Below are 11472 nucleotides of genomic sequence, written 5' to 3' on the forward strand. Positions count from 1 at the left end.
GGCGACCATGCACCACCTGCGCCGCAGCCTGCGGCGACCACGCCGCGCCGCCGGCCGGGCGACCATCGCCCTCACCGCGCTGCTGGCCCTGTCCCTGATCGGGACGCAGTCCTCGTCGGCGGCCCCGAGTGGAGCGCAGAGCGAGCACGACCGCGTCGCCGCCGAGGTCGCGACGATCGAGCAGCGCGTCCGCGAGGCCGAGGAGCGGCTGCAGCAGATGACGCTGCAGGCCGAGGAGGCCAGCGGCGCCGTGCTCACCGCCCAGGCCGAGCTCGACCGCGCCAGGCAGCACGCCGACGCGATCGCCGCCGAGCTCGCCGCCGTCCGGGAGGCCGTCGGCCGCACCCAGGACGACGTCGCCACCCTGGGCCGGGAGGCCTACATGGGCAGCGACGAGGCGTTCACCGAGCTCGAGATGGTCCTGCACGCCGAGGGCCCGGGTGAGCTGCTGCAGCAGGCCGCGACGCTGGATCTGCTCGGCGAGGACCGCGCCCGGGTCCTGGAGGAGCTGCGGATCGCCGAGGCGCGCGAGGCACGGCTCGACCAGGAGGCCAAGGCCGCCGTCGCCGAGCGCGACGCCGCCGCCCGCACGGCGCAGGAGGCCCAGGCGGAGGCCGACCGTCTGCTCGCCGCGGCGCAGTCCGAGTTCGACGCCTTGACCGCGGAGAAGGCCAGCCTGGACCAGCAGCTGCGGGACGCGGAGATCCGGCTGCTCGAGGTCAGGGGCGCCGAGGACGCCGCCCGCGCGTACGACGCCGCGCAGGCGGCGGAGCAGGCCGCGGTCATGACGGTGGCGGCCGCGCCGGGTGGTAGCGGTGCCGCGCTCACCCAGGGCCGGGTCACCTCCTGCTACGGGGCGCGCTGGGGCACGATGCACCTCGGCGTGGACATCGCCGCGCCGATCGGCACCCCGATCTACACGCCCGAGCCGGGCGTGGTGCTGCAGGCCGGGCCGGCCAGCGGCTTCGGGCTCGCCGTCGCGATCCAGCACCACGACGGGGTCATCACCGTCTACGGGCACGTGAACCAGTTCTTCGTGTCACCGGGGCAGGTCGTCAGCGGCGGGCAGCAGATCGCCGAGGTCGGCAACCGCGGCCAGTCCACCGGTCCGCACCTGCACTTCGAGGTGCACCGCGGCGGCCTCTACGCCGACCGGACGAACCCCGTCCCGTGGCTGGCGCAGCGCGGCATCTCCCTGGGCGGCAGCTGCAGCTGACCGGTCCCGCGCGCCCCGTGCGGCAGGATCGGGGCGTGCGGACGGCGGTGGATCGGACCTGGCTGCGGGCAGCCGTCCTCGGCGTCCTGCTGGTCGGCGGTGCGACAGCGGCGCTGACGCTGGACCTGCCGTCGGCGGACCACCTGCGGGCGGCCGTGGCGGGCGCCGGCGTCGCCGCCTGGCCGGTGCTGGTGGGCGCCGTGGCGCTCGTGCTGCTGGCGCCGGTGCCGCGGTCGGTCGTCTCGGCCCTGCTCGGCGCGGTCTTCGGGCTGGCGGCGGGGCTGGCCGTGGCGTTCGCCGGCGGGCTGCTCGCCGCCGTCCTGGCGTTCGGGCTCGCCCGTGGGCTGGGGCGCCCGGCCGTCGCCCGGCTGGCCGGGCCGCGCCTGGACCGGTTGGTCGCGGGGCGCTCGTTCGCTGCGGTGCTGGTCACCCGGCTGGTGCCGGTCGTGCCCTTCGTCGGCGTCAACTACGGGGCCGGCCTGGCGGGTGTCCAGCTGGTGCCCTTCGTGGCCGCCACGGCCGTGGGGCTGGTCCCGAGCACGGTGCTGCAGGTCGGCGTCGGCGCCTCGGCCGGCGTGCTCCTGGCCCACCTGGGCGCTTCCGTCGTCGTCCCGGGCACCGTCTGCGCCCTCGTCGCGCTCGCTGCCGGCATCGCCTGGTGGTGCCGGGGCCGGACGACGCGGCTCGCGCGCGGCAACGCCTAACCGCGGCCGAACAGCCGCCCGAGCACGCCGCCGGCGCCACCGACGGTGCGGGCGGCCAGCTGCAGGATCGGTCCGCCCGGGATGCCCGGCACCTGCTGCACGATCGGCGCCAGCTGCAGCAGGCCCGGCACGTCGTGCACCTTCAGCCTGCGGCGGGCCGCCGCCGGGACGGGGTTGACCCGCCCGGACGCGGCATCGAGCAGAAGGGCGGCGGCGGCCTCGACGGCCGGCCCCTCGACGACCCCGGCCGGCACCCGGCGCACCTCCCACCCGCCGCCCGCCGAGGTGAACCCCCAGCCGCCGTCGGGCGTGACCAGGCTGACCCGCCCGGAGATGCCGGTCGAGGCCGCGAGGGCGCCGGTGACGTCCGTCAGCGCCGCCAGCCCCGACTGCAGCACCGAGGTGGGCGGCGGTTCCGCGCCGCAGGAGACCAGGTCCAGCCCGTGGACGGCGAGCTCGTACGCCTGGCCGAGGACGACGCTGAGCAGCGGCAGCCGGCCGACGACGGAGACCGCGGGCGCGGTGTCGAGCTCCACGGGCTCCTCGGCCAGGTACCGGGCGGTCGCCTCGCGGTTGCGGCGCACCGCGGCCAGCACCTCCTCCCGCGAGGCGCCGCGGTGGGCTGCGGTCACCCGCGCGTTCACCGCGTCCGGGTCCGGCGGCGTCCCGGTCGCGCCGGCCCGCGCCGAGGCGACGAGGTCGCGCAGGGCGGCGTGGTCGTCCCAGCAGCCCAGGTGCACGCAGATCTCGTGCGCCCGCCACCCCGGCAGGCGTGAGGAGCGGTCGAGGTCCACCGACTCCGCCTGGGCCAGGAAGACGTCCCACGCCTCCAGCACCATGCCGGCGACGACGTCCCGACCGGCCTCGGCCATGCCCTGGTGCGCGCCCACGGCGCAGGCCCTACCCGCACGTCGCGCGGTGCAGGCATCGCCGATCGTGGCCCCGGTCACGCGCACGAGGATGACGGCGCCAGGCACCGCCGGCGGGCTCGGGAGGACTCTCGGGGTCGGCGGCTGTGGCGGAGCCGGCGCGCGGGCTCCCCGCGCCGGCGGCCTACCGGGAGGGCCACGCGGCCGGCGACGTCCCGCTCTCCGCGGTGGCGACGGCGCTCGCCGGCGCCGTGCGCGAGGCCGACACCGTGGCCCGGCTGGGCGGCGACGAGCCCGCCGTGCTGGACGCCGGACCCTCGTCCGTCCACGCCGTGTCGCCCAGTCGCCACGCAGAGTCAACGATCGCCCGACCGGATCGGCTGGTCGCAGGCCGTGAACGCGGCGCCCGCGTCCCACCGAGCAACTACGCTCAGTGATCGGAGGGTCGACCACCTGGGCGCCGAGCAGAGGGCGAGCCGACCGGCACGGCGCCCGCCGAGCGCGTGGACCTGTGAATACGCTGACATGGCTGGACGTGCTCGGTCACAGATGGTATTGGCCGCTGACCAGCAACAAGGCGCCGATCTGATGCAGCGATGCCACCTGCGTCCCAGGAGTCACAGCCGGGCTGGCGCGATGGGGCCTCCATCGTGCAGACTTGTCGCGGGAGCCCTGCTCCGCCACTGCCGATAACGGCGCGTCACCGAATCGATGGGTCCGTAGGGGAAGACGAGACCGATCGAGTCGATGGAGGTGCCCGGTGCAGCGACGGTCAACCCAGGGTGTCGTCTTCGTGCACTCGTGCCCGAAGGCGCTCTGCCAGCATGTCGAGTGGGCGCTGGAACGCGTCGTCGGCGCGCCGGTCTCCCTGTCGTGGGCTGAGCAGCCTGCGGCGCACGGTGCATACCGTGCCGAAGTGGCGTGGACGGGTTCGCCCGGTACCGGCGCCAAGCTCGTGGCTGCGCTGCGCGCGTGGCCGATGCTGCGCTTCGAGGTCACCGAGGAAGCCAGCCACGGCAACGACGGCGAGCGCATGTCCTACGTGCCGGGCCACGGGGTCTTCCGCGCGCCCACCAGCGCGAACGGCGACCTCATCGTCACCGAGCAGCAGCTGCGGCACCTGGCGGCCACGGCGACCTCCATCGAGGCCTTCCGGCACGGGGTGGACGAGCTGCTGGGCGCGGCCTGGGACGCCGACCTGGAGGTCTACCGGCACGCCGGCGACGGCAGCCCGGTGACCTGGCTCCACCAGGTGGTCTGAAGGTCACGATCGGGGCACGACACTCCCGGCCTGGTCGGGGAGTCGTCGTAGCCTGGAGCGGGCCGTCCGGGCGCCGTCGGGGAAGCGGCGCCGGGACGGCCTTTCCACGTCAGAGCGGGATGTTGCCGTGGGCCCCGCGGCCGTGCGGGGCGGCGGCGAGCGCCTCGACGAGCCGCTGCCGGGTGCGCACCGGCTCGACGACCTCGTCGACGACGCCGATCTGAAGCGCCCGGTTGACCCCACCGGCGATCCGCTCGTGCTCCTCGGCCAGCTGGGCGTGCAGCGCCTCGCGCTCGCCGGGAGGCGCCGCGGCCAGCTTCTTGCGGTGGAGGATGCCGACGGCCGCCTTGGCGCCCATGACGGCGACCTCGGCCCCGGGCCATGCGAACACCGCGGTCGCGCCCAGGGAGCGGGAGTTCATCGCGATGTAGGCGCCGCCGTAGGACTTGCGGGTCACCAGGGTGACGCGGGGGACCACCGCCTCGGCGAACGCGTGCAGCAGCTTGGCCCCCCGGCGCACGACGCCGTCCCACTCCTGCCCGACGCCGGGCAGGTAGCCCGGGACGTCGACCAGCACCACCAGCGGGACGCCGAAGGCGTCGCACATGCGCACGAACCGAGCCGCCTTCTCCGCCGACGCCGAGTCCAGGCAGCCGCCCAGGCGGAGCGGGTTGTTGGCGACCACGCCGACGGTGCGCCCGGCCAGCCGGCCGAGCGTGGTGACCACGTTGGGCGCGAACCGCGGGTGCAGCTCCAGCCCCGGCTCGTCCAGGATCGAGGAGACCAGCGGCTTCACGTCGTAGGCGCGGTTGGTCTGCTCGGGCAGCAGCGCGCCCAGGTCGGTGCCCGTCTGGTCCGCGGCCGGGGCGAAGCTGCCCTGCGCGGCCAGCAGGTCGACGGCCAGCCGTGCCGTCTCCAGCGCTGCGGGCTCGGAGTCGGTGACCACGTGCACGACGCCGCTCCGCCGCCCGTGGGTGTCGGGGCCGCCCAGGCTCTCCATGTCGACGTTCTCGCCGGTGACCGACCGAACCACCTCGGGCCCGGTCACGAACACCCGGCCGGCCGGCCCCATGATCACCAGGTCGGTGAGCGCCGGCCCGTAGGCGGCCCCACCGGCGGCCGGGCCCAGCACCACCGAGATCTGCGGGATGCGGCCCGACGCCCGGACCATCGCCGCGAACACCTCGCCGACCGCGTGCAGGGCGGTCACGCCCTCGGCCAGGCGCGCCCCGCCGGAGTGCCAGATGCCGATGACCGGCACCCGCTCCCGCAGGGCCGAATCGATCGCGTCGACGATGTGCCGGCAGCCGTCGATGCCCATCGCCCCGCCCATCACCGTGGCGTCGGTGCAGAAGGCGATGGCGGGGGTGCCCTGCACCGTGCCGCGGCCCGCCAGCACCCCGGAGGTGTCGTGGGTGCCGAGCAGCTGCAGGGAGCCCTCGTCGAAGAACCGCCGCAGCCGGTCCTCCGGGTCGCGGGGGTCGGGCGCGGTCACGGCGGGCGCTGCCTGGACTGTCGTCACGGGTACCTCCGGGTCATGTGGCCCCGTCCGGAGGCTCGCCCGGAGCCTGCGAAGGGTGAGGGGACGGGGTCCTTCGTCAGGCGGTGGTGAAGACCAGCGCGATGTTGTGACCGCCGAAGCCGAACGAGTCGTTGACCGCCGCGTTCAGCTGGGCCTTGCGCGGCTCACGGCGCACGATGTCGAGGGCCTGGACGGCAGCGTCGTCGTCGGGGTCGTCGAGGTTCGCCGTCGCCGGGACCACCTGCTCGCGCAGCGCGAGGATGGTGAACACCGCCTCCAGCGCGCCGGCGGCGCCCAGCAGGTGACCGGTCTGGCTCTTGGTGGCGCTGACCAGCACGTGCTCGCCCAGCGACGAGTGGATGGCGGCGGCCTCCGCGGTGTCGCCGACCGGGGTGGAGGTCGCGTGGGCGTTGACGTGCCCGATGTCGGTGGGGGAGAGGCCGGCGTCGCGCAACGCGGCGGTGATCGCCCGGCCGGCGCCCTCGCCCTCGGGGTGGGGGGCGACGAGGTCGTAGCCGTCGGCGGTGGCGCCGGCGCCGGCGAGCCGGGCGTGCACCCGGGCGCCGCGGGCGGCGGCGGAGTCGGCCCGCTCCAGGACCAGCGCGGCCGCGCCCTCGCCGAGCACGAAGCCGTCGCGGCCCTTGTCGAACGGCCGGGAAGCGCGCTCGGGCTCGTCGTTGCGGGTGGACATGGCGCGCATCGCGGCGAACCCGGCCATGGGGAGCGGGTGGACGCAGGCCTCGGCGCCGCCGACGAGGACGATGTCCGCGCGGTCGAAGCGCAGCAGGTCCAGGCCCCAGCGGATGGCCTCCGCGCCGGAAGCGCAGGCGCTCACGGGGGCGTGCACCCCGCCCTTGGCGCCGATGGCCAGGCCGACGGCCGCCGCCGGGCCGTTGGGCATCAGCATCGGGATGGTGAAGGGCGAGACCCGCTTGGGTCCCTTCTGCTCGAGCACGTCGTCCTGCCCGAGCAGCGTCAGCGCGCCGCCGATGCCGGTGCCGAAGACCACGGCGATCCGCTCGGGGGCGACCCCCGAGTCCGCTGCGCCGGACTCCGCCCACGCCTGCTCGGCGGCGACGACCGCCACCTGCTGGCTCCGGTCCAGGCGGCGGGCGCGGACGCGGTCGATCTGCTCAGCGGGGTCGATCGCGAGGCGGGCGACCAGCTGGGCCGGGAACTCCTGCACCCACTCCTCGGTGATCCGGCTGACGCCCGAGCGGCCGGCGAGCAGGGCGTCCCAGGTGCCGGTCACGTCCCCGCCGAGGGGCGTGGTGGCCCCGAGGCCGGTGACGACGACGTCGGTGGTGGACGGGCTCATGGGATGTCTCCTCGTACGGGTGCTCGCGGCGAGGCCCCCTGCAGGGCCCCGCCGCGAGCGTGCGAGTGGTGGGGGCAGGGGGTCCTTCTACTGGTTGCTCTCGATGAAGCTGATGGCGTCGCCGACGGTCTTGATGTTGGCGAGCTGGTCGTCGGGGATGGCGACGCCGAACTTGTCCTCGACGGCGGTGGCGATCTCGACCATCGACAGGGAGTCGACGTCGAGGTCCTCGGTGAAGGACTTCTCCGGGGTGGCGTCGGCAGGGGTCACGCCGGCCACCTCCTCGAGGATCTCGGCGAGTCCGGCCTGGATCTCCTGGGTGCTTGCCAACGCGGGGTCCTCTCTCTCGGATGGGACGGCGACCCCGGGGCGGGGTGCCGTCGACGTCCGGGACGGGTGTCCCGGGGATCTGGGGGGAGCGGTGGGGCTCCCGGCCGCTGAGCTCACGGCAGGACGACGACCTGACCGGCGAAGGTCAGACCGGCTCCGTACCCCAGGAGCAGGGCCAGATCACCGCTCTTCGCCTCGCCGCTCTCCATGAGCGCCGCCAACGCCAGCGGCACGGAGGCCGACGAGGTGTTGCCCGAGCGCACGATGTCGCGGGCGATGACGGTCCGCTCGGGGAGCTTGAGCCGCTTGGCCATCAGCTCGATGATCCGCAGGTTGGCCTGGTGCGGCGCGAAGACGTCGATGTCCTCGGGCCCGACGCCGGCCCGGCGCATCGCCTCGACGAGGGTGTCGGTGAGCTTCGTCGTCGCCCAGCGGTAGACGGCCTGGCCGGCCATGCTCATGCCGGTCTCGTCCGGAGGGATGGCGATCGCCTCGTGCAGGTCGCCGTCACTGCCCCACACCGCCGGGCCGATGGCCGGCTCGTCCGACGCGGTGACCACCGCGGCGCCTGCGCCATCGGCGAAGATGACCGCCGTCGCCCGGTCCTCGAGGTTGGTGTAGTCGGTGAGCCGCTCCCCACCGATGACCAGGGCGTTGCGCGCGGTGCCGCTGCGGATGGCGTCGGCCGCGGCGCTGAGCGCGTAGCACCACCCGGCGCAGCCGGCGTTGACGTCGAAGGCACCCGGGCGGGGGACGCCCAGCTGGTGGGCGATCCGCGGCGCGAGGCCCGGGATGGCCTTGGGCGGGCTGGTGGTCGCGAGCAGCACCAGGTCGATGTCGCCGGCGTCGTACCCGCTGGCGGCCAGGGCCTTGCCGCCGGCCGCGACCGACATCTCCACCAGCGTCTCGTCGGGCTCGGCCCACCGGCGCTCCGCGATGCCGACCCGCGCCTGGATCCACTCGTCGTTGGTGTCCATGCGCTGGGCGAGGTCGTCGTTGGTCACCCGCCGCCGCGGGCGGTAGCTCCCGAACCCCACGATCCGGGCGCCCGCGGCGCCCTGGGACAGCTTCAGCCTGGTCACGTGGTCACCTCCGGGTAGAGCCGGGCGATCGGGTCGCCGGCGTCGACGAGATCCCCGTCGTGCACCAGCCACTCGGCGAGCACGCCGTCGTAGCCGGCGGAGACGTTGACCTCCTCCCGCCGGCCGCGGATGCAGCCGAGCGGGGTGCCCGCGGGGAGGTGGGTGCCCTCCGCGATCTCGGCGGGGCTCACGGTCCCGCGGGCCGGGGCGACGACCATGCGCCAGTCGGGCAGGTGCTCGGCCTCGGCCCGGCCGCGCTCGGCCGCGATCAGCTCCCGGGCGCGGTCGAGATCGGCCGGTGAGCTGACGGCGAGCACCTCGATGCCGGCGCCCTTCCACTCGCGCTTGGCCAGCCCGGCGAGGGCCCCGGCCGGCGGCAGCTCCAGGACGGCGGTGACGCCGAGGTCGCGCATCGTGGCCAGGCAGGAGTCGAAGCGCACCGGGCTGGTCACCTGGCTGACCAGGCGGGCCAGCACCCCGGCGCCGGAGTCGACGGCGGCGCCGTCGGCGTTGGAGAGCAGCAGCCGGCTCGGGTCGGCCGGGCGGAGGCCGCCGACCAGCCCTTCGAGCTCCTCGCGCGCCGGGGCCATGTAGGCGGTGTGGAAGGCGCCCGCCACCGGGAGCGGCATGATGCGCGCCTTGGCCGGCGGCTCCGCCTTCAGCGCGGCCAGCCCGTCGACGGGGCCGGCGGCGACGACCTGCCCGGCGCCGTTCATGTTGGCCGGGGTCAGACCGTGCCGCTCCAGGGCGGCGAGGACCTCGTCGGGGTCGCCGCCCAGGACGGCGGACATGCCGGTGGGCGTCTGCGCGCACGCCGCGGCCATGGCCCGGCCGCGGACGGCGGTCAGCGCGATCGCCGCCTCGACGCTCAGCACGCCGGCGAGCGCAGCGGCGGTGAGCTCACCGACGCTGTGCCCGGCGATGACGACGTCGCGGCCGGTGTGCGGGGTGTGCGACACCGGGCCGGGCAGCCCGCCCAGCTCACGGGCGACGAACAGGCTCATCGCGACGACGAGCGGCTGGGTGACCGCGGTGTCCTTGATCGCCTCGGCGTCCCCGGTCGTGCCGAGCGACAGCAGGTCGGCACCGGCGATGGCACCGGCCCAGCGGAAGAACGGTTCGGCGCCGGGGAGGTCGAGCCAGTCGGTCAGCATCCCGGGCTTCTGCGCACCCTGACCCGGGGCGAGGACGGCGAGCACCTCTCCACCGTGCCAGTGATCACCGCTTCCCCGCGCGGCGACGGGGGCAAAAGCCCACGGCCGTTCTTTGTGGGAACCCTCCAACACACGCGGCAATACGGCGGGTCGGAGGGCTCGCCTGTGGTGGGAACCGGACGTGCGGGCCCGGTGTCGCGCTCAGTGCCAGAGGGAGCGGTCGCGGTCCAGGGCGGCGAGCGCGAGGGCCACCTGGAGCGTCCAGCTGCCCCGCGGGTCGGTCGCGGAGAGCCCGGTCAGCTCGGCCGCGCGGCGCAGCCGGTACCGGACGGTGTTGGGGTGCACGAAGATCGCCCGCGCGCTCGCCTCCAGGTTGCCGCCGGTGCTCAGCACGGCCCGGACCGTCTCCAGCACCCCGCCACCCGCGGCGCGCAGCGGCGCGGCCACGTGGTCGTGCAGCGCCGTCCGGGCCAGCGGGTCGCCGGCGAGCGCGCGCTCGGCGAGCAGGGCGTCGGCCGCCACCGGGCGCGGCGCCTCCGGCCACGCGCCCGCGGCCCGGAGCCCGGCGAGCGCCGCCGCGGCGGAGACGGCGGCGCGCCCCAGGCCGTCCACGACCGGGCCGGTGACCACGGGCCCGTCGCCGCACTCGTCGGCGACCCGATCGGCCGCCGCGTCGAGGTCGCCGGTGCCGCCCAGGACGACCACCAGCTGGTCGGCGTGCACCCCGACCAGCACGTCGCAGTGCAGGCTGCGGGCGGCCCGGCGCACGGCCCCGTGCGGGTCCTCGCCTCCGGTGGGCGTCGCCCCGACCACGACGAGCGCCGGGGTGCCCGCGGCCCAGCCCAGCGCCGCGGCCCGCCCGGAGAGCTCCTCCGAACGCTCGCCCCGCACCAGCGCGTCGACGACGAGAGCCTCCAGCCGCGCGTCCCAGGCGCCCCGGCTCTCGGCGAAGCTCGCGTAGACGTGCGCGGTGGCGAACGCGACCTCGCGGCTGAACTGCAGCACGGCCAGCCGCAGGGTCTCCTCGTCCCCGGGCTCGGCGACGGAGGTGACGCGTTCCTCCATCACCTCCACGGTGACCTTGATCAGGTCGACCGTCTGCTTCAGGGCCACCGCCCGGACCAGCTCGCGGGGCGCGGCGCCGAACACCTCGCCGGTGAGCCGCGGCGGCCGGCCGGGGCTGCGGCACCACTCGACGAGGGAGGCGATCCCGGCCTGGGCCACGAGGGTGACCCACGAGCGCTGGTCGGCCGGCATGGCGCGGAACCAGGGCAGGTCCTCGTCCATCCGGGCGACGGCCTGCGTGGCCAACGACCCCGACGCCCGCTCCAGCCGCCGGAGCGTCGCGTCGCTCGGCGGGTGGTTGCTCACCCGGCTCACCGGGTCAGCGTGTCACGCCCGTCCGGATCGGGGAGAGTGAGGCCGTGGACGTTCCCCCGGTCGGTGCCCTCCGGGACGGCGCGCCCGCCGGCCCGGACTCCCGCGTGGTGCTCGCCCCCGACGACGGCTCGCTGGGCCCGCTGCTGCGGATCGCCGACGACCGGCTGGGACCCGGGCAGGGCTACGGCCGGCACGAGCACCGCGCCGTCGACGTCGTCGCCGTCGTCCTGGCCGGGGCGCTGCACCACCGGTGGGGCGCCGGGGTCACCGTCACCGCCGGCGACGTCGCGGTGCTCCGCGCCGGTGACGGGCTGGCCCACGACGAGGTGGCCGGCGCGCAGGGGGCCCGGGTGCTGCAGTGCTACCTGCGCAGCGCCGCTCCCGCGGTGCCCGCCGCGCACGCGGTGCACCGGTCGGCCGCGGGCGCGGTCGATCTGGGCCGGCGGGACGCGCGGTTGTGGGTCGGGCACGCGGTGCCGGGGGAGGAGCTCGCGGTGCCGCCGGGGCTCGTGCTGGTCGCGGGTACCGAGGTGGCGCGCTGGGGCGACGGTCCGGTGCGGGTGGCCGAGCCCGCGGCGGTCGTCGTCTGGCAGGTCGACGCCGCCCGGCCGGCCTGGGCCGTGTGAGAGTGGGGGG

At 76.1% G+C, this 11472-nt stretch carries 12 protein-coding genes; 5 read left to right on the plus strand and 7 right to left on the minus strand.

Annotation, left to right across the window (positions count from 1 at the left end; translation table 11 throughout):
* The first annotated feature begins 7 nt into the window (after positions 1-7).
* Entirely contained in the window at positions 8-1216 is a 1209-nt protein-coding gene (locus tag ACI794_RS15375) for a peptidoglycan DD-metalloendopeptidase family protein (protein WP_456616805.1), read from the plus strand.
* A 35-nt stretch (positions 1217-1251) separates the two neighbouring features.
* Positions 1252-1920, plus strand: a complete 669-nt coding sequence (locus ACI794_RS15380; RefSeq protein WP_456616787.1) for a TVP38/TMEM64 family protein — start codon at positions 1252-1254, stop codon at positions 1918-1920.
* On the opposite strand, the gene ACI794_RS15385 is transcribed toward ACI794_RS15380, so the two are convergent.
* Positions 1917-2810 (minus strand): maleylpyruvate isomerase N-terminal domain-containing protein, encoded by an 894-nt coding sequence (locus ACI794_RS15385; RefSeq protein ID WP_456603033.1) that lies wholly within the window; start codon positions 2808-2810, stop codon positions 1917-1919. The two genes, ACI794_RS15380 and ACI794_RS15385, sit on opposite strands and share 4 nt — an antisense overlap.
* A 125-nt stretch (positions 2811-2935) precedes the next feature.
* Between ACI794_RS15385 and ACI794_RS15390 the strand changes: the two genes are divergently transcribed.
* Both ACI794_RS15390 and ACI794_RS15395 read left to right on the plus strand, forming a co-directional pair.
* Positions 2936-3226 carry a diguanylate cyclase domain-containing protein gene (locus tag ACI794_RS15390; protein ID WP_456616788.1) on the plus strand — a complete coding sequence of 97 codons (291 nt, stop codon included), beginning with the start codon at positions 2936-2938 and terminating at the stop codon, positions 3224-3226.
* A 356-nt stretch (positions 3227-3582) separates the two neighbouring features.
* Positions 3583-4050, plus strand: a complete 468-nt coding sequence (locus tag ACI794_RS15395; protein ID WP_456603069.1) for a DUF3145 domain-containing protein — start codon at positions 3583-3585, stop codon at positions 4048-4050.
* Between the two features lie 109 nt (positions 4051-4159).
* Here the strand turns inward: ACI794_RS15395 and ACI794_RS15400 are convergent, their stop codons facing one another.
* The 6 genes from ACI794_RS15400 to ACI794_RS15425 form a co-directional block, all read right to left on the minus strand.
* The gene (locus ACI794_RS15400) at positions 4160-5572 is read right to left on the minus strand and encodes an acyl-CoA carboxylase subunit beta (protein WP_456616789.1); all 1413 of its coding nucleotides are present in this window, start codon (positions 5570-5572) and stop codon (positions 4160-4162) included.
* 76 nt (positions 5573-5648) lie between these two features.
* Complete coding sequence (locus ACI794_RS15405) at positions 5649-6890, minus strand: beta-ketoacyl-[acyl-carrier-protein] synthase family protein (RefSeq protein ID WP_456603036.1); 1242 nt, start codon at positions 6888-6890, stop codon at positions 5649-5651.
* Between the two features lie 87 nt (positions 6891-6977).
* Entirely contained in the window at positions 6978-7220 is a 243-nt protein-coding gene (locus ACI794_RS15410; protein WP_091934614.1) for an acyl carrier protein, read from the minus strand.
* 113 nt (positions 7221-7333) lie between these two features.
* On the minus strand, positions 7334-8302 hold the full coding sequence (locus tag ACI794_RS15415) for a beta-ketoacyl-ACP synthase III (RefSeq protein WP_456603038.1): 969 nt from the start codon (positions 8300-8302) through the stop codon (positions 7334-7336).
* Positions 8299-9501, minus strand: a complete 1203-nt coding sequence (locus tag ACI794_RS15420) for an acyltransferase domain-containing protein (RefSeq protein ID WP_456603039.1) — start codon at positions 9499-9501, stop codon at positions 8299-8301. Before ACI794_RS15420 ends, ACI794_RS15415 begins: the two co-directional genes overlap by 4 nt.
* Before the next feature lie 156 nt (positions 9502-9657).
* Positions 9658-10836 carry a PucR family transcriptional regulator gene (locus tag ACI794_RS15425; RefSeq protein WP_456581915.1) on the minus strand — a complete coding sequence of 393 codons (1179 nt, stop codon included), beginning with the start codon at positions 10834-10836 and terminating at the stop codon, positions 9658-9660.
* A gap of 44 nt (positions 10837-10880) precedes the next feature.
* Between ACI794_RS15425 and ACI794_RS15430 the strand changes: the two genes are divergently transcribed.
* The gene (locus ACI794_RS15430; protein WP_456616790.1) at positions 10881-11462 is read left to right on the plus strand and encodes a pirin family protein; all 582 of its coding nucleotides are present in this window, start codon (positions 10881-10883) and stop codon (positions 11460-11462) included.
* Positions 11463-11472 lie beyond the last annotated feature (10 nt).

This window comes from Blastococcus sp. SYSU DS0541 (assembly GCF_054050875.1).

What these genes read in the sequence shown, in the direction of transcription:
- ACI794_RS15375 (WP_456616805.1), top strand. Translation starts at nt 8, where the DNA reads ATGCACCACCTGCGCCGCAGCCTGCGGCGACCACGCCGCGCCGCCGGC.
- ACI794_RS15405 (WP_456603036.1), bottom strand. Translation starts at nt 6,890, where the DNA reads ATGAGCCCGTCCACCACCGACGTCGTCGTCACCGGCCTCGGGGCCACC.